Genomic DNA, 20682 nt, shown 5'->3' on the forward strand with positions numbered 1-20682 from the left:
TTCGCTCCCGGGGTCAGCGGTGGCCGGCCGGGCTCGGCCGGCAGCTCGGTTCGTGGTGGTCGAGCACGCCGTCGAGGAAGGCGCGCAGGTTGTCGTGCAGCACGGCGTCGCACTCGGCCCGCGACCAGCCGCGCGCCTGCATGCGATCGGCGAGGTACGGGAAGTGGTGGGGCCCCTCGAGGCCCTCGACCGCGGCGTCCGGTGCCATCCCCTCGGGCATGATGATGTCCGGCGGGATGTGCAGCCCTCCGGAGCGCACGAGCTGGCGGGTGAAGTCGGCCCCGATCGCCAGCCGGTCGACGCCGACCACCCGACGGGCGTGGTCGAGGTGGTCCACCGCCTTGTCGAGCGTCGCCCCTCCGTCCCCGATGCCGAGGGTGACCGGGTGCGGCATCACGCCGATGAGCCCGCCCGCGGCCGCGATCGCGGTCAGCTGGGCATCGCTCAGGTTGCGCGACGTGTCGTAGACGGACCGGCACCCGGCGTGGCTGACCAGCAGGTGCCCACAGGCGGCCCGCGCAAGCACCTGGTCGACCGTGCGGGGGCTCGCGTGCGCGAGGTCGATGGCGATGTGCCGTTCGACCAGCGCGTCGACGAGGGTGCGCCCGAGCCTGCTCAGGCCGCCGTCGCTGTCGTGCTCCTGCAGGCCGTCGGCGAACGGGTTGCGCCGGTTCCAGGTCAGGCCGACCATGCGCACGCCGAGGGCGATGAAGGGCTCCAGCAGTGCCGCGCTGTACCCGAACGGCTCGACGCCCTCCATGCTCAGCACGAGCGCGATCCGGCCCTCGCGTTCCGCCTCGGCCAGGTCACCGGCACCGCGGGCCCAGACGAGGTCGGCGGGGTTCTCCCGCAGCGCGCGGTGGAAGGCGCCGCACTGGTGCAACGCCACCCGGAGCCCGCCCTCCGGCAGCTGCTCGAGCCCGCAGGCGACAGCGCACACGGTCAGCGCCACGTGGCCGTCGCGCATCTTGCCGAGCCAGTGCCGGCCGAACGGGTTCGGCTCGTGTGCGCGGTGGGCGACCTCGTGCAGCAGGTCGTTGTGGGCGTCGGCGAACCGGGTCATCGGGCCGCTCGCAGTCCGGCGGTGGCCAGCTCGTCGATGCGCCAGGCACCGCGGTCCTGTACGACCCGCACGCCGTGGACCGATGCCGCGTCGTCGGCGCTGAGAAACTCCCCGCGCACGTCGCGCAGCACGTCGGCGGGGTCGCGGGTGAACGGGTCGCCCAGCCCGCCGCCCCCGGACGTCACGGCGGTGAACGTGTCACCGACCCCCAGCGGGTGTGAACTGTCGTGCCTGGTGACGACCACCTCGCCCGCGGTGCTGGGACGCACGACCACCCGTGCCGGCCTGCCGGGCCTGCCGCCGTCCATCCCCCGGCACATCACGTCCTGCGTGTTCTCCAGCACCACGTTCAGATGGAGACCGGCTTCGAGGATGCGGTAGTCGCGGCGGATGCCCGGGCCGCCGCGCCGGCGACCGGCGCCGGCGACCGACGGCGCGTACTCGAAGCGCTCGATCCGCACCGGGTACCGGTTTTCGATGATCTCGACGGGGGTGTTCGGCACGTCGCCGTTGCCCATCACGTTGAGCACGGCGCCGTCGCCGTCCGGCCGCCCGCCGGTTCCGCCGTCGACGGGGTCGCTGAAGATGAACGGCCTGCCGTCCCGCGGGTCCGATCGCGAGATGGCGATGCCGGTGAGCTGGGAGCCGCCCGCCGGGCACGAGTCCGGCAGGGCCTCGGCCATGGCCTGCACGCACAGTTCGATCACGGCCACCACGGCGTAGCCGTAGGAGTCGCACGGCGCGGGGCGCTGCGCGGTCAGCGCGGTGCCCGGCTCGATCTCGAAGTCGAGGGCGCGGAAGTGGCCCTCGTTCGTCGGGTCGGTCGGCATCGTCAGCGCCTTGAGCGCGATCCGCACCGCGCTCTTCGCGACGATCGGGTTGAGGTTGACCGGTCCGCCCCGGGTGGGGTCGGTGCCGCGGAAGGACGCCGTCATCCGATCACCGGACACGCGGAGGTTCACCGCCAGCCGGACCGGGTCGTTCTCCACGACGCCGTCGGAGTCCAGGCACATGGTCGCGTCGTAGCTGCCGTCGGGGATCTTGGCGATCTTCTGCCGGACCGCGGCATCGGTGCGCTCGATGACCGCCGACATCGCGTCCGTGACCACGTCCGCCCCGTACTTCGTGCACAAGGCCTGTACCCGCAGCGCACCCTGGTGGGCGGCGGCGAGCTTGGCCTCCAGGTCACCCGTCACCAGGTCGGAGAAGCGGACGTTGGCCGCGATCAGCCTGAACAGTTCGGTGTTGCGGCGGCCCCGGTCGACCAGCTTCAGGTGGTTGAAGCAGATCCCCTCCTGGAAGATGCTCGTCGAGTCGCGACACCACCCGCCGGGTTCCTTGCCGCCGACGTCCGCCCAGTGCGCCGTCGCCGAGGAGAACGCGACGATCCGGCCCGAGTGGAAGATCGGCAGGTAGACCGTGGTGTCGGAGATGTGGGTGCCGCTGAGGTACGGATCGTTGACGATGACGACGTCGCCCTCGTCGAACCCGTCGAGCCCGAGCGCGGCGACGCCGGTCCGGACGGTGTCGCCGAGGCAGCCGATGAAAGCGGCGACGCCCGGCGCTTCGCCCCACATCTGGCCGTCGGGCGACACGATGCCGAGCCCGTAGTCCTGCGACTCGAACAGCAGCGGGTTGTAGGCGGTGAGCCGCAACGTCCTGGCCATCTCCAGCGCTGCCGACGTCATGCCGTTGCGGATGATCTCCACGGTGACGATGTCGACGTCCGGACCGCTCATGCCTCGCACCCCGATCGCTCGATGATCAAGTTGCCGAGGTCGTCGACCCCGGCGGTCCAACCCGGTGGCACGACGGTCGTCGTCGTCCATTCCTCGATGACGGCTGGGCCCGGCACCCGTTGGCCGGCCGCGAGCGCCTCCCGTTCGTAGATCCGGGTCTCGACGAACGCCGAGCCGAAGTGGACCGGCCGCACGTCGTGCGGTCCGGTCTCGGTCCGCTGCGTCCAGCACGGCCAACTCGGCCGGGTGACCGGGCCGACGACCCTGGCGCGGCTGTGCACGAGCTCCAGGGGGGCCTCCGCGGAGCCGTGCCCGTAGAGCCGGCGATGGGCGCCGACGAACGCCGCGCGCACCTGGGTGCGCAGCAGCTCGCCCGACTCCAGCCAGCCCACGTCGAGGGCCACCGGGATGGTGGCGTCCTGGCCGGTGTAGCGGACGTCGAGCTGGTGAGTGGTGACCAGCGACTCGGCGGTGAATCCGTACTGGGCCAGCTGGTCGGTCGCCTCGGCGGCCAGCGCGGAGACGATCTTGATGACCTCGTCGGAATGGGGCTCGTCCAGCGGCAGGACCCGCGTGAGCACCGCGTCCTCGCGGTAGTCCGAGCTGAGGATGCCCCAGGCCGAGAAGTTCGCCGGGGCCTGCGGGACCACCACGGTCCCGACCTCGCAGTGCTCGGCCACCGCCGCCGCGAACAGCCCGCCGCCCCCGCCGTAGGAGTACATGACGAAGTCGCGCGGGTCGAGCCCGCGTTCCACGGTCACCGCCCGGATCGCGTAGGTCATGCTCGTCTCGGCGATGGCCAGGGTGCCCGCGGCGGCCTGCTCGAGCGACAGCCCGAGGGGCTCGGCGATCCGGGAGCGCATCGCCTCGGTCGCGGCGTCCGGGTCGAGGCGCATCCGGGACCCGAGGAATCGTTGCGGATCGAGCCGGCCGAGCAGCAGGTGGGCGTCGGTCACGGTGGGTTCCGTACCGCCGAGCCCGAACGCGGCCGGGCCGGGGTGCGCACCGGCGCTGCGCGGCCCCACCTGCAGGGCACCGCGGTGGTCGATCCAGGCGATCGAGCCGCCGCCGGCGCCGATCGACACGATGTCGATGGTGGGGCCGAGGACCGGGCGGCCGTCGACGGTGGTCTCGGACCGCTCCAGGATCCGTCCGTCCTCGATGAGCGCGACGTCATAGCTGGTCCCGCCCACATCGGCGCAGATGACGTTCCGGTGGCCGAGCTGTGCGGCCAGCGCCGCGGCGCCGATGACGCCGCCCGCCGGGCCGGACTCCAGGGTCCGGATGGGTTTGCGGGCGGCCAGGTGCTCGGCGATGACCCCGCCGCTGGACTGCATGAGCGCGACCGGCCGGTAGTAGCCGCGCGAACCGAGGTTCGCGACCAGGTCGGAGATGTAGCGCTGGAAGCTCGGCTGGACGTAGGAGTTCAGCACGGTGGTCGAGGTGCGCTCGTACTCCCGCCATTCGGTGACCAGTTCGCTCGACGCGGTGACGGCGATCTCCGGGTAGCGCTCCCGGACCAGCTCGGCAGCGCGTCGTTCGTGCTCGTGGTTGGCGTAGGAGTGGAGGAAGCAGATCGCGATCGCCGCCGCTCCGCGCCGCACCAGGAGATCGGCGCTCTCCAGCAGCCCAACCTCGTCGAGCGGCTGGACGACGGTCCCGTCGCCGGCGACCCGCTCCCGCACCTGGACCCGCATGTCCCGCGGCACCAGTGCGGGTGTCGGCCGGTGGAACAGGTTGTAGATCTCCGGGCGGCCGCCCCGCGCCAGCGAGAGGACGTCGCGGAAGCCGTCCGTGGTGATCAGACCGACGGTCACCCCGCGTTCCTGCAGGATCGTGTTGATCGCGACGGTCGTCCCGTGGAAGATCCGCTCGATCCCCGCCACCTGGACGGGAAGTCGATCGAGGCCTGCGAGGAACTCCTCCACCAGACGCGACGAGGTGGAGGGCTGCTTCTCGATCACCAGCTCTCCGCTGACCTCGTCGAGCATGACGAAGTCGATGAACGTCCCCCCGACGTCGACCGCGACGCGGGATCTGGATGCCTTGCCGGATGCGGGCACTGGCGCTCCCTTCCTCGGGTTCGTCCGCCGAGTATCTGGGCCGTACCGGGCACGGTCTTCGGATCATCAGCACGAGGTTCGGCACGACTTCATGCGTTCGGCACAGCCTCCATGTCGCACGGGTCGGACATCATCGGGCGATGACCGCCGTTGCCGCGCTGCTGTCCGATCCGCACGTCGCCCGGCTGGTGACGCGGCTGCCTCCCGACGGCGTGGATGCGCGTGCGGTGACCGAGGTCCAGGTGGCGGAGGACGTCGCCGCGATCGCGCGGGTCGGTGCAGGGGCCATGGTCGTGCTCACCGCTCGGGCGTCGGCCGCCCTGTCCGGCTACCGGCTCGACCTGGCCGTGCGGCTGGCCGCGGACCGCAGGGCGGCCGCCCTGGTGCTCCTGTCCGGGGAGGAGACCGTGGTCGGTACGTCCGCCCAGGCGATCGCCGGCGCCGGCCGGGTCACGGTGCTGCGCGCCGATCCGGCCGTACCGACGGCCGAACTGGTGGTGGCGGTGGACCGCAGGCTGAACGACGGTGCCGCCGCTGCGCTCCACCGCGTCCACCGCGGTCTGACCCGGCTCGACACCCTGCGGGCCGAGGACGCCCCGATCGAGGCGTTGCTCGAGGCGGCGGGGGAGTGCCTGGGCGAGCCCGTCGAGCTCCGCCCGCCGCGGGCGGCCGAGCTGGGCGTCCCGGTGCGGGTGGAGGGGCGGACCGAGGGCACGCTGAGCACCGCCCGCCCGGCCGACCGCTTCGGCGAGCTCGCGGCCGAGCTGGTCCTCGCGCTGGCCTCCGCCGCCGTCGCCGAGGGGTTGCAGCGCACCCGGCGGGCCGAGGAAGCCCCCGACCAGCGGCGGGCCGAGCTGCTGACCGAACTGCTCCTGGCCGAACCGCCGCAGGCGGGCGGGCTGCTCGACCGAGCCCGGGCGCTCGGGATCGACATCGACGGCTGGCACACCGCCGTGTTGCTGGAGACCGACGAAGCGCCCGACCACGCCGGGTCGGACAGCTCCCGGTTCGACCGGGCGCTCGCGGTCCGGCGGGCGGCCCTCGAGGTCGCGCGCGACGCCGGCGGGGTGTGGCATCGTGCCCGCAGCGGTGGAACGCTGCTGGTCGTCCGGATCGATCCGGACGACCCGGGGCTCGGGGCGATCTCGAGGGCCGGCACGGTCGCGACCGGCATCGTGTCACGGGTGGCCGAGGTCGGGGCGACGACCCGGGCGGGCGTGGGCAGCTCGCACCCGGGCCTGGCCGGGCTTCGGCGGTCGGTCGCCGAGGCCCGGGCCGCGCTGTCCGGCCGGGACGCTCCGGTGGTCTCGTTCGACTCGCTCGGGACGAACCGCTTCCTGGCCGAGTGGTCGGCGTCCACCGTCGGCCGGGAGATCGGCCAGACCCTGCTCGCCCCGCTGGAACGGCTCGGTCCCGAGCGACGGGCGACGGCGGTCCGCACGCTCGCCGCGTACCTGGACCACCACGGGTCGCTGCTGCACGCGGCCGAGGCCCTGCACCTGCACCGCAACTCGCTGGCCTACCGGCTCAAACGGATCCTGGCGGTGCTCGACGTCGACCTCGACGATCCGAACCAGTGGATGATGCTCCAACTGGCCTGCCGGGCCAGGCTCCTTCAGGAGACGACCCGCAACCGTCCCTGAGGTGGGCCCTCGGCCCGGGCCCGGCACCGGACCGGGCTCTCCGGCAGGTACGGCAGCGGCACCTCGGCGAACTCGACGACGGCGATCCCGCCCGGGTCGGCGCCGTTGTACAAGGCCAGATCCGTGGCCCGCGCCGCGAGCTCGGCGTACCGCCGCTCCGCCGGCAGGTACCTCGGCAGCACCACCTCGACGGTCGCGCTGACCGGGGCCAGCGCGGCTCCCACCGCGGCGGCGAACTCGGCCAGCCTCGGGCACTGCGCCTCGCTTTCCGCGGGCAGTTCGCCCACCAGCATCCGCGCGGCGCCGCCGACCACGACCAGCGGTCGTGGCGCCTCCCGCCCTCCGAGCCGGGCGAGCGTCCGCGCCGGCTCGGCCCGGTGCCGCGATGCACCCGGGCCGTGGCGCACGGCGGCGACGTCGGGCAGCTCGACACTTGTCGGTACGCCGGCGATCAGTCGGCGCCCGCTCGACTCCCGTGAACGGGCGTTGTGGACCGCGCCGACCGCGATGCCGTCCGGCTCGGCCCGGCAGACCAGCGCGTCGCCGACGCCTGCCAGCGCCGCCGCACCCCGGAGCCACGCCGCGTCGCCACCGGCGTAGGTCAGCAGGGGAAACCGGGCCGCCTCCGCGGCTGCGATGAGCGTCCCGTCGTTGCGGACGAGGTAAGCCGGCGCGTCGATGCGCAGCCGCTCCAGTGCCGTGGCGATGGCATCCACCAGCCGGCGGCCGACGCCGGTCAGCGCCGCGTCGAGTACCGCGGAGTTCTCCCGTTCCAGCAGCCCGAGCGCGCCGAACTCGTGGCTCAGCACGACCGGGGTGCCGGGTAGCGTGGCCTCGACCGTCCGTTCGGCGGCGTGCTCGTCCGCGGCCGAGACGCCGGCGAACGTGGCGGTGATCGCGACCGCCGCCGGATCGGCGCGCGTCAACGCGGCCCGCAGTCCCGCCTCGTCCAGTGGTGCCGCGGCGCTGCCGTCGACGCCGCATCCGCCGGTCACGATCGCCTCGCCCGCCGATACCGCGGTGCGCAGGGCCGGCGGCCAGCCGTGCAGCGGGGGGAACGCCGATCGGGCCGGCGTTGCCAGCCGGATCGACGCCACGGGCACCAGGTCGTAGGGCGGACGCAGGGCGGCCGCGGCCCATCTGCCCGCGGCCACCACCGCAAGGGTCGCGCCCGGATCGACCTCGCGGACGGCGAGCAGCCGGGCCAGGGCCGCCTCGACGTCGGCGGCAGGCGAGCCCGTCGGGTCGAGCTCGGCGGTGGCGACCACGGTGCCGTCGGGGGTGACTGCGGCGGCCTCGATCCGCCGGGCCCCGGTCGCGACGGCCAACCGCACCGGAACGGGCGTCACCGGCCGACTCCGCGTGGCGTGGCGAGCCCCTCCGGGAGGTCGAGGCCGAAGGCGGCCGGGCCGGCCACCGCAGCGCTCTGCGGGTTCTGCCAGATCTCGGGACCCGCTCCGGCGAGGGCGATGACGACCTGGCCCTCCCGCATCTCGTCCACCAGGAGCGGGCTCCCGGAAGCGGAGTCGAGCACGGCGATCGTGTCGGGGACGGTGGCGACGACCCGACCGGCGTCCACCGCGAGCAGGAACTCGTTCTGGAACTCGAGGCGCAGCCAGCGGGGCTGCGCCGTGCCCACCCCTTCGATCAGCACGGATCCGCCTCGATGCCGGTCCGCGCGATAGCGCTCGACCTGGTGGACGCGGCCGCGGGCGAGTACCCGACCGCCGGTGAGCACGGTCTCGACCGCCGTGCGGCGGCTGAGCGCGGCGCGGCCGATCGCGAGGGCGCGGGTCACCGAACCATGGATGGTCGCTCGACGTGCGGTCGCGGCCTCCATCAGGTCGAAGGCGAACGCGGCGAGCCCACCGACGCCGGCCAGCGTGGCGATCGCCGTCGTCGTGAGCCGCTCCCGGGTCCGCGCTCGGATCGTGATCCGTTGCCCGTGTCCGTCGACCACGCAGGCGGGCGTCGGGGACACCCCGGCCAGACCCATCGCGGTGGCCATGATCGGCATCGGCCGCCCGGTGCCGTCGGCGTCCACCAGCGGCAACCCCAGGCTCGCCGCCCAGGCGAGCGGGAACACACCGTTCGCACCGGCCAGCTGGAAGGGCATCAGCGCGTCCACCGGCCGGCCGTGCGCCTGCTGCACGGCCGCCACCAGTTCGAACGGCTCGTCGCCGGTGGGCAGCTGCTCCTCGAGCACCAGCGGGGAGCCGAGCATGCCGCACGGCATCACGAACGCGGCGGCGGGGAGCTCGTCGAGGTCGACGAGCCGCACCGGGCCGGAGCGTGCCACGGCATCCCGCAGCATCCGTTCGGCGAGCGCGACCCCACCACCGCCGCCGCAGCCCAGCACCGCGCACCCGCGGGCGAACGCGGCGATGTCGCGTTGACCGATGCGGCTGACGGCCGTTTCCCGAGGCACCCGAGGAGTGTCCTCAGGACGACGAGGTGGAGGGTTCGTCGTCATCCACGGCTCGCAGTGCGGCCGCGAGCACCTTCGGGTCCGGTAGCGTTTCCGGGTCGATCAACGCTTGGGCGACGAGACCCGTGGCGAGCGCGTAGATCAGGGCGCCGAGGCCGTGTGCCTCGGCCGAGTCCGTGTCGACCGAGGGAACCCCGAGCACGATCGCGGCGAGCTCGGCGCGGCCGGTGGCCTGGCTCTCGGCGAGTGTCCGACGCAGCTCCTCGTCGAACTGCGATTGGGCCAACACCTGCAGACTGGCCGACTGGACGTCCTTGGACGCGGGGATGGAGGTGAGCAGCTCGGTGAGGAAGGCCTGGAGCCGCTCCGTCGGAGTCGCGCCACCGGCGGCACGGGCCACACGTTCGAGGGTGTCGCCCCAGTTGCTGCTCAGTTCGAGCGCGGCGAGGTTCATCAACCGGTCCTTGGAACCGAAGTGATAACCGATCGAACCCAGGTGTGCGCCTGATGCTGCGGTGATGTCGCGGGCAGTCGTGTGACTGTACCCCCGGTCGACCAGGCACTTCTTCGCGCCTTCGAGCAGGGCCTCCCGTTGGTTCATGAGCCCTAGCCTACATCGTCCTTGGACGTACGTCCGTCTCGGCACTTCTTGCGTTGGTTGCATGTACGTACGTACACTGAATTCCGAACCGGCTGGGCCGGCGCGGGAAGACGCCTGCGCCCCCACGAGGGGAGGAGTCGCAACGATGATCGAAGTCAGGCGGATGGACGAGTACGACCGCGATGTCCGGGACGAGGTGGCCGACGTCATCCTCGACGGCTTCTTCGCGCAGCTGTCCTTCGTGACCAAGGATCGCAGCAAACTCGTCACCGCCTTCCGTGACGACATCCGTGCGGACATGTTCTACGTCGCCGAGCTCGACGGTGCGATCGTCGGGGTGCTGGCCTGCTCGAACAACACCGGCCGCGCCCTGGTGGCGAACACGGTCTCCTTCCGGCGGGCGATGGGCCTCGTGCGGGGAACCGTTGCGGCCCGCGTACTGGCCAGGGAGTTCAACGCAGCGTTGCCCTACGACGACGACACCGGCTACGTCGAATGGGTCGCCACCAGTGAGCACGCCCGCGGCAGAGGCGTCTCCACGGCCCTTTTCCAGCACGTCATGCAGCACCCCCGGTACCGGGCACTCGTCCTGGAGGTCGTGGACGTGAACGACAACGCCCGGCGCCTGTACGCGAAGCTCGGCTTCGTCGAGTACGACCGCAAGCCGGCGAGGGGCGTGGACGTTCAAGGAGCGCATCTACATGCGCTGGACCAAGAATGCTGCTCCCACCCGGCCGGGCGCCTCGGTGGCCTAGCCGCCTGCACGACGACGTGACCGCAGCCCGGTGGGAAGGGTGGCGGCTGATCCCCGCTCGTGGCCGTCACCGGCGTCACGACCTCTCGCCGATCGCGGTGGCGACGCCGTCGAGGATCAGCTCGAGGCCGAACGTGAAGTCGGGATCCGGGTCCGCGGCCGCCGAGGCGAAGGGGTCGGTGGCGAACAGCGCCGCCGCGTCGGGAAAGCGTTCGGGGTCGACCAGACGCGCCATCGTCCGGGCGTAGTCCTGCTCGACCTGCGGCTGGTCCATCCCGGTCTGGGACCTGCCCTCGGCGAGCTGCACCGCGAGCGCGCTGGAGTTGCGCACGTATCCGCTGAGCACGACCGAGATCCCCAGCTTCGTCCCCCCGTCGAGCCGGCTGCCGCGCAGGGTGCCCAGTAGCGCGTCCAGCCAGCTGGTGGCGTGGGGGCCACGCGGCGGGCCCGAGACCGGCAGCTGGGTGATCCAGGGGTGCGCCGCGTAGACCGACCGGAGGGCGTGCGCCCACTGTCGCAGCCCGGCGCGCCACCCGGCAGCGGTGATCTGCGGCGCGGGGCCGGTGGCGCGGTCGGCCATCAGCTCGAGCAGCTCGTCCTTGGAGCCGACGTGGCGGTACAAGGCCATCTTCGTGTAGCCGAGCGCGGTGGCGACCTTCGCCAGCGTCACGCCGGCGGTCCCGTCGCGGTCGGCGAGCTCGATCGCCGTCCGGACGACCTGCTCGAGGTCGAGCTCGGGCGGCCGTCCGACCCGGCCGACCGACGTCGAGAGCCCCCACAGCCGGGCCACCTCGGCCGGCACCGTCTCCGCAGTCATGCCCACAGTCTCCATCGGAGGGTTTCCGCGTGTTAGTGTCCGCGAGATACTATCTGAGAGACACTAATGGGGGCGCCGTCATGACCGACCGGACCGGACCTCGGGTCCAGAGCGTGGATGCCGTGAGGGGGTTCGCGTTGCTGGGGATCTTCATCGTCAACGTCACCTTCATGGCGTCCGGCCATCCCGGGAACCTCGTCGACGACCCGGCCTTCTCCTCGGTGTTCGACGACATCGTCCGCGCGACGTCGTCGGTGCTCGTCGACATGAAGTTCTACGTGCTGTTCTCGTTCCTGTTCGGCTACAGCTTCACCCTGCAGATGGAGTCGGCCGCCCGCGCGGGTGCCGCCTTCGCCCCGCGCATGCTGCGCCGCACCGCAGGCCTGTTCGTGCTCGGTGTGCTGCACACGGTGTTCCTCTACGGCGGCGACATCCTCACCACCTACGCCGTGGTCTGCCTGGTCCTGTTCTGGATGCGGCGGGTCACCGACCGGACGGCCCTGCGGACGGCCGCGGCGCTCTACGGGTTCGTGCTGCTCAGCCTGCTGGCGAGCGGGCTGTTCGTCGACAGGGCGGCGGTCCTGCCCGGGCAGGCCGAAGCGCTTGCCAACGCCGAGCGCTCGACCGCGGCGATGCTCGGCGGCTGGGGTGCCATCATCGGCGAGCACGTCGCGGGCCTTCCGCTGCTGCTCGTCCAGGCCGTCAGCCTGCAGGGACCCACAGCTCTCGCGATGTTCCTCCTCGGGATGGTCGCCGGGCGCAGGCGCCTGCTCGCGCGCGTGCGGGGCGACGAACCGGTCCTGCGGCGGATCCAGTGGGTCGGGTTCCCGGTCGGGCTCGCCGGGGGACTGGGCTACGCGCTGCTGGGCGGCAACGGCGACACGCTCACCGTCGCGGCCAGCGTCGCCACGGCGCCGGTGCTGGCCGCCGCGTACGTGGCGACGCTGCTGCGCCTGTTCCACCACCGGCGCACCGCCGCCGTCCGGGCGGCGCTCGCGCCGGCCGGCCGCATCGCGCTCACCAACTACCTCGCGCAGTCGGTGGTCGGTCTCGTGGTGTTCTCCGGGATCGGGTTCGGCATGGCGGGCACCTTCTCACCGCCGGCGACGGCGCTCTTCGCGTTGCTCGTCTTCGCCGTCCAGCTCGTCGTCAGCGCGTGGTGGGTGCAGCGGTTCCGCTACGGACCGGCCGAATGGCTCCTGCGCTGGATCACGAACGCCGAGCGTCCTGGGTGGCGCCTCGTGCCTGCCCGGTCCTGACCGCCCGCACCCGACGACCTCGTGGAGACGCCACCCGTGCTGCGCTGCTCGGGCGATGACTTCCTCCCCGGACGCGGGTCTGCCCCACGGATCACGCGTCATCACGAGACGAGAGGTTGCGGACGATGATCGAGTTGTCGATGGAGCGGTACGGGCAGGCGCTGCTGGACCAGACCGCGCAGTTCGCCGAGACCGTGCGTCGCGCTGCGCCCGATGCGCCGGTGCCGACGTGCCCGGAGTGGACCACGGCCCAGCTCGTCGAGCACGTGGGTCAGACGCAGCAGTGGGTCGCCGCCATCGTGGAGGAGCGGGTGGCCGACCCGTCGCGGCTGCCCACGTCGGTCCCGGAGCTGCCTTCCGACCCGGAGGCGTGGGCATCGTGGCTGGCCGAGGGGGCGTCGCGGCTGGTCGCGGCCTGCGCCGATGCCGGTGCCGACGCGCCGGTGTGGAACCCGGCGGGCGACGGTCGGTCGGGCACGCGGTTCTGGCTGCGCCGGACGCTCTGCGAGACGATCATCCACCGCGCCGACGCGGCCGCCACCGCCGGCGTGGCCTACCAGCTCGACGCCGAGCTCGCCGCCGACGCGATCACCGACCACCTGGCGATGATGACCTCGCCGGGGTGGGCGGCCCAGCGGCCCGACTCCGCCGAGGCGCTGCGCGGCAGCGGGCAGACGTTGCACCTGCACGCCGACGACGAGCCGGGTCTCGGCGAGGCCGGCGAGTGGTTCGTCGAGCGCGGCGCAGAGGGGGCGACGTGGCAGCATCGCCACGGCACCGCAGACGTCACGGTCCACGGGTCGGCGACGGCGTTGCTGCTCATGCTGACCAGGCGTCGGCCGATCTCCGCGGGGCTGGAGGACGGGCTGCGCGTTTCAGGTGACCCGGACCTGCTCACCCACTGGGTCGCGAACACCGCACACCAGGCCGACTGAGCGGACGAACCTCGACGGCCGAGAAGACCGTGGTGTGCTGGTCGCACCGATCTCGACGAGGTGATCGGTCCGAGGAGCACGACACGGCTGCCCGTTCAGCGTGGTGCGCGGCTCGCATCGATCTTGCCTGAAATGAACGACGAAGAGCGCTGCTCGCGCGGTCCCGCCGCGGGTTCCCGCCCCCTGCGGCGATAATGGCTCCAGCAGCGGGTGGGGAGCGAAGTGACGAACACGACGGGCGCAGGGAGCCCGGTGACGCGACGGCCGACGATCTCGCAGGTCGCCGAGCTCGCCGGCGTCTCCAAGGCCACCGTGTCCAAGGCCTTCAACAACCGGGGCGGGGTGTCGGAGCAGACCCGCATCCGGGTGCTGGGCGTCGCCGCCGGCCTCGGGTGGCGGCCTTCGGCCCGTGCCGTCGCCCTCACCAGTGGCGGGTCCGGCGCCGTCGGGTTCGTCATCAACCGGCCGCCGACCCTCCTGTCGTCCGATCCCTACTTCGCCGAGCTGCTCTCGGGGATCGAGCGCACGCTCGCCGAGCACGGCTACTGGTTGCTGATGCAGATCGCGGAGCACTCGACGCCCGCCCAGGAGCGGGACGCGTACGTGTCGCTCGCGCAGACGCAGCGGATCGACGGCGTCTTCCTCGCGGAGTCGAGGATCATGGACCAACGGTTCGACATCGTCGCCGAGCTGGACCTGCCGGCCGTGATCGTGTCCCGGCCGTGGGCCCGGACGGACATCCCGTGGGAGGGCGCTGCCCATCCCGGTGGCGGGGTGGCCGACGCGGTGGCGCACCTGGCCGGGTTGGGGCACCGGCGGCTCGCCTACGTCGCGGGGCCACCGGACCGCTCGCACGTCCAGTTCCGCACCCAGGCGTTCCTCGAGGCGGTCGCGGAGAACGGCCTCTCGGTCGTCGGGATCTCGCGCACCGACTTCTCGGCGGAGGAGGGGCACCGGGCCACCGGCGACCTGCTCGGCCAGCGCGAGGCACCCACGGCGATCCTCTACGACAGCGACCCGATGGCGATCGCGGGCTGCCGGGCCGCCATGGCCCGCGGCATGCGCGTGCCCGAGGACCTGTCGGTCATCGGGCACGACGACATCCACCTCAGCCGCTGGACCACGCCCGCGTTGACGACGATCCGGCAGGACGTCCAGGGGCTCGGCGAGCGGTGCGCCGCGCGTCTCCTCGAACTGCTCGGCGTGCTCGTCGCGCCCGGGGTGGCCCTCCCCGAGCCGGAGCTGGTGATCCGGGAGTCGACGGGACCGGCGCGCTGACGACGCCGACCCGCCGGCGGTCACCGGGGTTGAGGTCGGGTCGCGGTGCTCGCGACCGGGTCGGGCCCCAGCGCGGCCTCCGCGGCGGCGAGCACCTCCACGATCTCCGTGCCGAAGGTCAGGTCCGCGTCGTGGGTCCGCACGCCGCTCGCCGCCATGGCGGCGAGGTCGGTGACCGCGGTCGCCGCGGCGACCCGCACCGTCGAGAGCGGTGTCGGCATCGGCAGCACCCCGGCCGCGCCGACGGCGGTGAACAGGCTCTGCTGCACGGGCGCGGTCAGGCTCAGCGTGACGGTGCTGGACGGACCGTCCGCATGGCGGAGGGCGAGGTGCACGGTGTCGCCGAGGCCGCGCGTGGCGGCGACCGCGCGCACGGGGCCCAGCACGCCGAGGGTCACCGACAGCGCGTGCGGCCCGACGTCCCAGAGCGCGCCCTTGGCCTGCCGCCAGTCGGCGGGGTCGCGCGGGGCGTCCGGTGCGTAGAGACCGGCGAGCCAGCTCGCGTGCGCGCTGTGCCAGCCGCCCCGCTCGCGCGCCGCGGCGATCCACGCCCGCTGTTCCGGGCGGTGCCGGGAGGTGAGGAACACCAGCCCTGCGACGTCGTGCGCTGCCGCCTCGTCCCGGATCCGCCGCGCCTCGGCGACGTCGAGGGCGAGCGGCTTCTCCAGCAGCAGGTGACAGCCCGCGCGGGCGGCCCGGACCGCGAGGTCGGGCTGGGCGGTCGGGGGGATGGCGAGCACGACGGCGTCCACGGCGTCGAGCAGGTCGTCGAGGGCGCCGAAGGCACGCGCGCCGAAGGGTGCGACCACGGCGTCGGCCGCCGCGCGGTTGCGTCCCCATGCGCCGACGAACTCGACGTCCGGGTGCGCGGTCAGCACCGGGGCGTGCGTCTCGCGTGCCCACGCGCCCGTGCCGATGATCCCCGTACGCAGCGCCATCACCATCTCCTCGTCGTCGCACGCGGCTTCTCTTCGCCCCGCCTCCCGTGTTAGCGTAGCGAAACCGGTTTACATGCGCAGTGCGAGAAGGCGGATGTCCGGCTGGCAAACGATCTAGACCAGCTGCTTTCGATCTCGCGTCGCACGGCGGGTCGTGCGAAACCGGTTTCTGACCTGGCGGACGATGTCGAAAGGAGCGACGTGGCTCTTCGCGGAAGAACGGCGGCATTCATCGGTGTGTCCGCCGCCCTGGTACTCGGGGTGGTGGGCACGATCGCCTCCGCGGTGGTCTCGGGCCACGACTCGGCGCGGACGGTCACGTGGTGGCTGCCCAACTGGGACACGCCGATCGCCACCGAGCTGGTGGCGCAGTTCGAGGCCGAGAACCCCGACCTGACCGTACGGATGGTCGAGACCACGGTAGACACGATCGCCAACAAGGTGTCCGTCGCCCTCGACTCCGGGGACACGCCGGACGTCATCACGGAACTGGCGTCGCGCACCCGCACCTACGTGCGCGAAAACCAGCTCGCCGACCTGTCGGACCTCTTCGGCCCGCAGATGCCACGCGAGGACTTCATCTCCGGCGCGCTCGACGCGGTCTCCAGCGGCGGCGCCGTCCACGCCGTGCCCTACCGCTGGGACTGCATCGCCCTGATCTACAACAAGGATCTCCTCGCCGGGGCGGGCATCACCGGACCGCCCACCACCTGGGCCGACTTCGCCGCCGACGCGAAGGCGGTGACCGCGGGTGACGTGGCGGGCGTCGCCTGGCCCATGGGCGGCACCCCCAACGACCTGGTCAACCGCTTCCTCGGCTTCGCGCTGTCGGCGGGCGCCACCGTCGAGGACGGCGTGCCGCGGCTCACCACCGAGTCGTCGCGGGCGGCCCTGGAGGTCGTCGCGTCATCGGTGGCCGACGGCTGGGCGTCGCGCAGCTCGCTGGAGGTCGACAACACCGAGGTGCGTGAGCTGTTCATCAACGGTCGGGTGGGGATGTACGTCGGTGGCGTGTTCGACGTGCAGCTGCAGCTCGACGCGGGCATGAACGTGGGCACGGCGGTGACCCCCGGCCCCGCCGGGCCGGGCATGCAGGGTGCGGACGGCTGGGGCTACGTCGTCCCCGCCGAGGCCCCCAACACCGAGGGCGCGAAGCGCCTCGTCGCGTTCCTCTCCCGGCCGGCGAACATGGCCAGGCTGACCTCGACCTACCCCGCGCGGATCAGCGCGGCCGACGACCCGCGGTTCCACGACGAGTACCGCCAGGCCCACTACGAGCAGCTGACGGAGCACTCCGTGCCCACTCCGAACGACCCGGCATGGGTGTCCATGATCCCGTCCGTCGCCGGCACGATCCAGTCGGTCGCGCTCGGGGAGAGCACCCCCGACGAGGGCGCGCGCGCCATCCAGGCCGAGGCCGACCGGGTGCTCGGACCGGCCGGGGCAGGGGGCGGGCGATGACCTCGGCGAGCACCGCGCTGCCCCTGCGGCCCACGCCGGCGAGCGAGCACGCCCGGCGGAGGCGGCGCCGCACCGGCCTCGGCCTCGCGCTGCCCGCCGTCCTCGTGATGGCAGGGCTGACGGTCATCCCGATCGTCTCGGTGCTCCAGCGGGCGGTCACCGGCGACGGCCGCGCGGCGTTCGTCCGGCTGGTCGAGTCGCCGGACTTCCTCCGGGTGCTGGGCACCACGCTGGTGTGGACCGCGGTGTCGGTGGTGGGGGCCCTCGTGCTCGGGCACGCCGCCGCCCTGCTGATGAACTCGAAGCACCTGCGCTGGGCAGGCGTGTGGCGCGGGGTGTTCATGATCCCGTGGATCATCCCGAACGTCGTCGGGGCCACGGTCTGGAAGTGGAACTTCTCGATCGACTACGGGCTGGTCAACCACGTTCTGATCCGGCTCGGGCTGCTGTCCGAGCCCATCGGCTGGCTGTCCGATCCCACGGTGGTGATCTACGCGCTGGCGGTCGTGCAGGTCTGGTTCACCGCGCCGTTCATCATGCTGATGGTCTCGGCGGCACTGACCTCGATCCCGGACGAGCGGCTCGAGGCCGCGCGGATGGACGGCGCGGGCGCCCTGTCCGTCCTGCGCCACATCGTGCTGCCGGCGATCCGGCCGACCACCGGGCTGTCCGCGCTGCTGATGGTGGTGTGGGCGCTGAACTCGTTCACGATCATCTGGGTCGCCACCGGCGGCGGGCCCGCCGGCGCGTCGACGATCCTCCCGATCCTCATCTACCAGGCGTTCCAGACCGGCGACGCCGCCATGGTCTCCGCGGTGGCGGTCATCCAGCTCGTCGTCTCGATGGTGTTCGCGGTGATCTACGTCCGCGCGGTGCGCGGGGACATGGAGGGATCGGCATGAGCTCGGGGACGGCGCTGCGCAGCAAGGGCGCGCTCGCCACGGCCACGTGGATCGGCGTGGCGGTGATGGCGGTCTGGACGCTCGCACCCATCGCGGTCATGGTGTTCACGTCGCTGAAGCCGCGCGACGAGGTCTTCGCGATCCCGCCGACGCTCCTCCCCGACACCTGGACCCTGCAGAACTACGTCGAGGTGTTCACGGGTTCCTCGATGCCGCGCGCGTTCCTGAACTCGATCCTCGCGGCCGGGTTCACCACCCTGATGACGCTGATCCTGTGCACCAGCGCGGGCTACGCGCTCGCGCGGTTCCGGTTCCGCTCGGCCCGCCCGATCGCGCTGTTCATCCTGCTCGGGCAGATGGTGCCGATCACGGTCCTGCTGCTGCCGCTCTACGAGATCATCGGCGACATGCGGCTGCAGGACTCCGTCGTGGGTCTCGCGATCGCCCACCTGGTGATCACGGTGCCGCTGGTGACGTGGATGATCCGCAACCAGATCGCGTCGATCCCGGTGGAGCTGGAGGAGGCCGTCCTGATGGACGGCGGCTCGCGGCTGGACGCGGTCACCTACGTGACGCTGCCCGTCGCGGCGCCCGGGATCGCCGCGGCGGGGATGTACGCGTTCCTGCAGTCGTGGCACGAGTTCGTGCTCGCGTCGGTCCTGACGTCGTCGGCGAGCGCGCGGACCGCGCCCGTCGCGCTCACCGAGTTCGCATCCGAGTTCCGGATCGACTGGGGATCCACGATGGCCGCCTCGGTGGTCCTGACGGTCCCCGTGGTGATCGTCTTCATCGTCCTGCAGAAGTACTTCGTCCGCGGCCTGGCCAGCGGCGGGGTCAAGGGCTGAATCCCGCTACCGAAGGAGTTGCATGATGCTGCCGGCGCCCCCGTGGCTCGGGGTCAACTACTGGTCGCGCGCGGGCGGCCCGCGGATGTGGGCGGACTACGACGCCGAGACGGTGGCCGAGGAGCTGGACACGCTGGCCGCCCACGGCCTCAACACCACGCGCAGCTTCTTCTACTGGCCCGACTTCATGCCCGAGCCCGGCCGGATCGACGAGGCGAAGGTGAAGTCGTTCCTGCAGTTCCTCGACCAGCACACCGAGCGCGGGCTCGGCACCATCCCCACGTTCCTCGTCGGCCACATGTCCGGCGAGAACTGGGACCCAGCCTGGCGCGGCGGGCGCGACCTCTACACGGACGTGTGGCTCGTCGGTCGCCAGTCCTGGTTCATCCGCGAGATGGTGGAGCGGGTCGGCGGGCACGACGCCGTCGTCGGCTGGCTGGTGTCCAACGAGATGCCGATCTACGGGCGGCCGGACACCCGCGGCGGCCCGGAGGACCGGGAGGTCGTGTCCGCGTGGGCGGAGCTCATGGTCTCCGCCGTGCGCGCGGGCGGGGGCACGCAGCCGGTGTCGCTCGGCGACGGGGCGTGGGGGATCGAGGTCACCGGCGCCGACAACGGCTTCCACATCCGCGACATCGCGCCGCTGGTGGACTTCCTCGGCCCGCACGTCTACCGCATGGAGGACGACCAGAGCCGGCAGTTCCTCACCGCTGCGTTCATCTGCCACCTGCTGGACTTCGCCGACCGTCCCGTCGTGCTCGAGGAGTTCGGCGTGACCTCGGCGTACGTGTCGGACGTGAACGCCGCGCACTACTACCGGCAGGTGCTGCACTCGTCGCTGCTGGCGGGCGCGCGCGGGTGGCTCGCGTGGAACAACACCGACTACGGCCACATCGCCGACCAGGACCCGTACCGCCACCACGCCTTCGAGCTGTACTTCGGCCTCACCGACTCCGACGGGCGGCCCAAGCCCGCGCTGGGAGAGCTGCGGGACTTCTCCCGGGTCATCGACGCGGTGGACGTCGCCGCGTTGCGCCGGCCGCCGAGCGACGCGGCGCTGCTCGTGTCGAGCTACCTGGAGCAGCGCCACCCGCTCACGCCCGCGGCGGACGGGCCGTTCGTCTTCCGCTCGCTGCGCCAGGCCTGGATCGCCGCGTGGGAGGCCGACGTGGCGCTGGACCTGGTCCGCGAACGTGACGGCATCGACGGCGAGCACCGGCTCTACCTGGTGCCGTCCACCAAAGCGCTGCTGGCGCCGACCTGGACGCGGCTGGAGGAGCTCGCCGCGGAGGGCGCCACCGTCTACGTCTCCTACTGCGCGGGCGAGCACGCCTGGCAGCGCGGGCCGTGGTGGGCGGAGATGAACCGGATCTTCGGGGTGGAGCACCAGTTGCGCTACGGGCTGGTCGAGCCGGTGTCCGGGCAGGTCGAGCTGACCGTCGCCCAGCCGTTCGGCGACCTCGCCGCGGGCGAGCGGCTGACGTTCACCGCTGCCGGTACCGAGAACTCGCGCTCCTACCTGCCGGTCCGCCCGGTGGACGCCGAGGTGCTGCTGACCGACGCCGAGGGGAGGCCCGCGCTGCTGCGCCGCCGCGTCGGGCAGGGTGCGATGGTGCTCGGGACGTACCCGGTGGAGCACTTCGCCGCGATGACCCCGGGGGTGAACCCGGAGGACACGGCCCGGATCTACCGTGCACTGGCCGCCGAGGCCGGCGTGCGCACGACGGCGACCGTGCACGACCCGCTCGTGCACGCTGAGGTGCTGGAGCACCCGGGCGGCCGCCGCTTCCTGTGGGTGCTGAGCCAGCACGCCGAAGCCGTCACGGTCGAGATGGAGCTCGCCGGTGACCTGCAGGACGTCGTGTCGGGTGAGCAGGTGGACCCGGGGCGCGTCGCGCTGGACGCGTTCGGGGTGCGGGTGTTGCGTATGACCGGGCAGCGCTGAGCGGATCTCGC

Annotated in this window: 17 protein-coding genes; 9 read left to right on the forward strand and 8 right to left on the reverse strand. The window is 72.6% G+C overall.

All coding sequences use genetic code 11. The annotated features are described in order from the left end of the window. Positions 1 to 13: 13 nt before the first annotated feature. Genes FB558_RS20625 through FB558_RS20635 form a run of 3 tightly spaced genes read right to left on the reverse strand, consistent with a single transcriptional unit; the run spans position 14 to position 4865 of the window. On the reverse strand, positions 14 to 1063 hold the full coding sequence (locus FB558_RS20625; RefSeq protein WP_142055883.1) for a dipeptidase: 1050 nt from the start codon (positions 1061 to 1063) through the stop codon (positions 14 to 16). After that, positions 1060 to 2802, reverse strand: a complete 1743-nt coding sequence (locus tag FB558_RS20630; protein WP_170231434.1) for a hydantoinase B/oxoprolinase family protein — start codon at positions 2800 to 2802, stop codon at positions 1060 to 1062. The genes FB558_RS20625 and FB558_RS20630 overlap by 4 nt, the downstream gene beginning before the upstream one ends. Further along, positions 2799 to 4865 (reverse strand): hydantoinase/oxoprolinase family protein, encoded by a 2067-nt coding sequence (locus tag FB558_RS20635; RefSeq protein ID WP_142055887.1) that lies wholly within the window; start codon positions 4863 to 4865, stop codon positions 2799 to 2801. The genes FB558_RS20630 and FB558_RS20635 overlap by 4 nt, the downstream gene beginning before the upstream one ends. A gap of 140 nt (positions 4866 to 5005) precedes the next feature. Here FB558_RS20635 and FB558_RS20640 point away from each other — a divergent pair, with 140 nt between their 5' ends. Then, positions 5006 to 6508 carry a helix-turn-helix domain-containing protein gene (locus tag FB558_RS20640; RefSeq protein ID WP_142055889.1) on the forward strand — a complete coding sequence of 501 codons (1503 nt, stop codon included), beginning with the start codon at positions 5006 to 5008 and terminating at the stop codon, positions 6506 to 6508. On the opposite strand, the gene FB558_RS20645 is transcribed toward FB558_RS20640, so the two are convergent. From FB558_RS20645 to FB558_RS20655, 3 genes are read right to left on the reverse strand one after another with little or no spacing between them, the layout of a single operon-like run. Beyond that, positions 6481 to 7857 (reverse strand): hydantoinase/oxoprolinase family protein, encoded by a 1377-nt coding sequence (locus tag FB558_RS20645; protein ID WP_142055891.1) that lies wholly within the window; start codon positions 7855 to 7857, stop codon positions 6481 to 6483. The genes FB558_RS20640 and FB558_RS20645 overlap by 28 nt on opposite strands. Continuing rightward, positions 7854 to 8936, reverse strand: a complete 1083-nt coding sequence (locus FB558_RS20650) for a DUF917 domain-containing protein (RefSeq protein ID WP_170231435.1) — start codon at positions 8934 to 8936, stop codon at positions 7854 to 7856. Before FB558_RS20650 ends, FB558_RS20645 begins: the two co-directional genes overlap by 4 nt. Before the next feature lie 13 nt (positions 8937 to 8949). Then, entirely contained in the window at positions 8950 to 9537 is a 588-nt protein-coding gene (locus FB558_RS20655) for a TetR/AcrR family transcriptional regulator (protein WP_142055895.1), read from the reverse strand. A 145-nt stretch (positions 9538 to 9682) separates the two neighbouring features. On the opposite strand from FB558_RS20655, the gene FB558_RS20660 reads away from it, so the two are divergent. Then, on the forward strand, positions 9683 to 10312 hold the full coding sequence (locus FB558_RS20660) for a GNAT family N-acetyltransferase (protein WP_211366709.1): 630 nt from the start codon (positions 9683 to 9685) through the stop codon (positions 10310 to 10312). A 55-nt stretch (positions 10313 to 10367) separates the two neighbouring features. On the opposite strand, the gene FB558_RS20665 is transcribed toward FB558_RS20660, so the two are convergent. Next, entirely contained in the window at positions 10368 to 11108 is a 741-nt protein-coding gene (locus FB558_RS20665; protein ID WP_211366710.1) for a TetR/AcrR family transcriptional regulator, read from the reverse strand. Between the two features lie 122 nt (positions 11109 to 11230). Between FB558_RS20665 and FB558_RS20670 the strand changes: the two genes are divergently transcribed. The 3 genes from FB558_RS20670 to FB558_RS20680 all read left to right on the forward strand — a co-directional run bounded on the left by FB558_RS20670 (position 11231) and on the right by FB558_RS20680 (position 14580). Further along, the gene (locus FB558_RS20670; RefSeq protein WP_246106635.1) at positions 11231 to 12367 is read left to right on the forward strand and encodes a DUF418 domain-containing protein; all 1137 of its coding nucleotides are present in this window, start codon (positions 11231 to 11233) and stop codon (positions 12365 to 12367) included. A 125-nt stretch (positions 12368 to 12492) separates the two neighbouring features. Beyond that, entirely contained in the window at positions 12493 to 13302 is an 810-nt protein-coding gene (locus FB558_RS20675; protein WP_142055899.1) for a maleylpyruvate isomerase family mycothiol-dependent enzyme, read from the forward strand. Between the two features lie 252 nt (positions 13303 to 13554). Continuing rightward, complete coding sequence (locus FB558_RS20680; RefSeq protein WP_170231436.1) at positions 13555 to 14580, forward strand: LacI family DNA-binding transcriptional regulator; 1026 nt, start codon at positions 13555 to 13557, stop codon at positions 14578 to 14580. Between the two features lie 20 nt (positions 14581 to 14600). On the opposite strand, the gene FB558_RS20685 is transcribed toward FB558_RS20680, so the two are convergent. After that, complete coding sequence (locus FB558_RS20685) at positions 14601 to 15518, reverse strand: Gfo/Idh/MocA family protein (RefSeq protein WP_211366711.1); 918 nt, start codon at positions 15516 to 15518, stop codon at positions 14601 to 14603. Positions 15519 to 15755: 237 nt separating this feature from the next. Between FB558_RS20685 and FB558_RS20690 the strand changes: the two genes are divergently transcribed. From FB558_RS20690 to FB558_RS20705, 4 genes are read left to right on the forward strand one after another with little or no spacing between them, the layout of a single operon-like run. Further along, complete coding sequence (locus FB558_RS20690; RefSeq protein ID WP_170231437.1) at positions 15756 to 16979, forward strand: ABC transporter substrate-binding protein; 1224 nt, start codon at positions 15756 to 15758, stop codon at positions 16977 to 16979. Then, a complete protein-coding gene (locus tag FB558_RS20695) occupies positions 16976 to 17881 on the forward strand; it encodes a carbohydrate ABC transporter permease (protein ID WP_170231438.1) in 906 nt (301 codons plus the stop codon). Before FB558_RS20690 ends, FB558_RS20695 begins: the two co-directional genes overlap by 4 nt. Then, complete coding sequence (locus FB558_RS20700; RefSeq protein WP_142055907.1) at positions 17878 to 18726, forward strand: carbohydrate ABC transporter permease; 849 nt, start codon at positions 17878 to 17880, stop codon at positions 18724 to 18726. The genes FB558_RS20695 and FB558_RS20700 overlap by 4 nt, the downstream gene beginning before the upstream one ends. A 22-nt stretch (positions 18727 to 18748) precedes the next feature. After that, positions 18749 to 20671, forward strand: a complete 1923-nt coding sequence (locus FB558_RS20705) for a cellulase family glycosylhydrolase (RefSeq protein ID WP_211366712.1) — start codon at positions 18749 to 18751, stop codon at positions 20669 to 20671. Positions 20672 to 20682: the final 11 nt, after the last annotated feature.

The sequence above is a fragment of the Pseudonocardia kunmingensis genome (assembly GCF_006716445.1).
Classification (GTDB): Bacteria; Actinomycetota; Actinomycetes; order Mycobacteriales; family Pseudonocardiaceae; genus Pseudonocardia; species Pseudonocardia kunmingensis.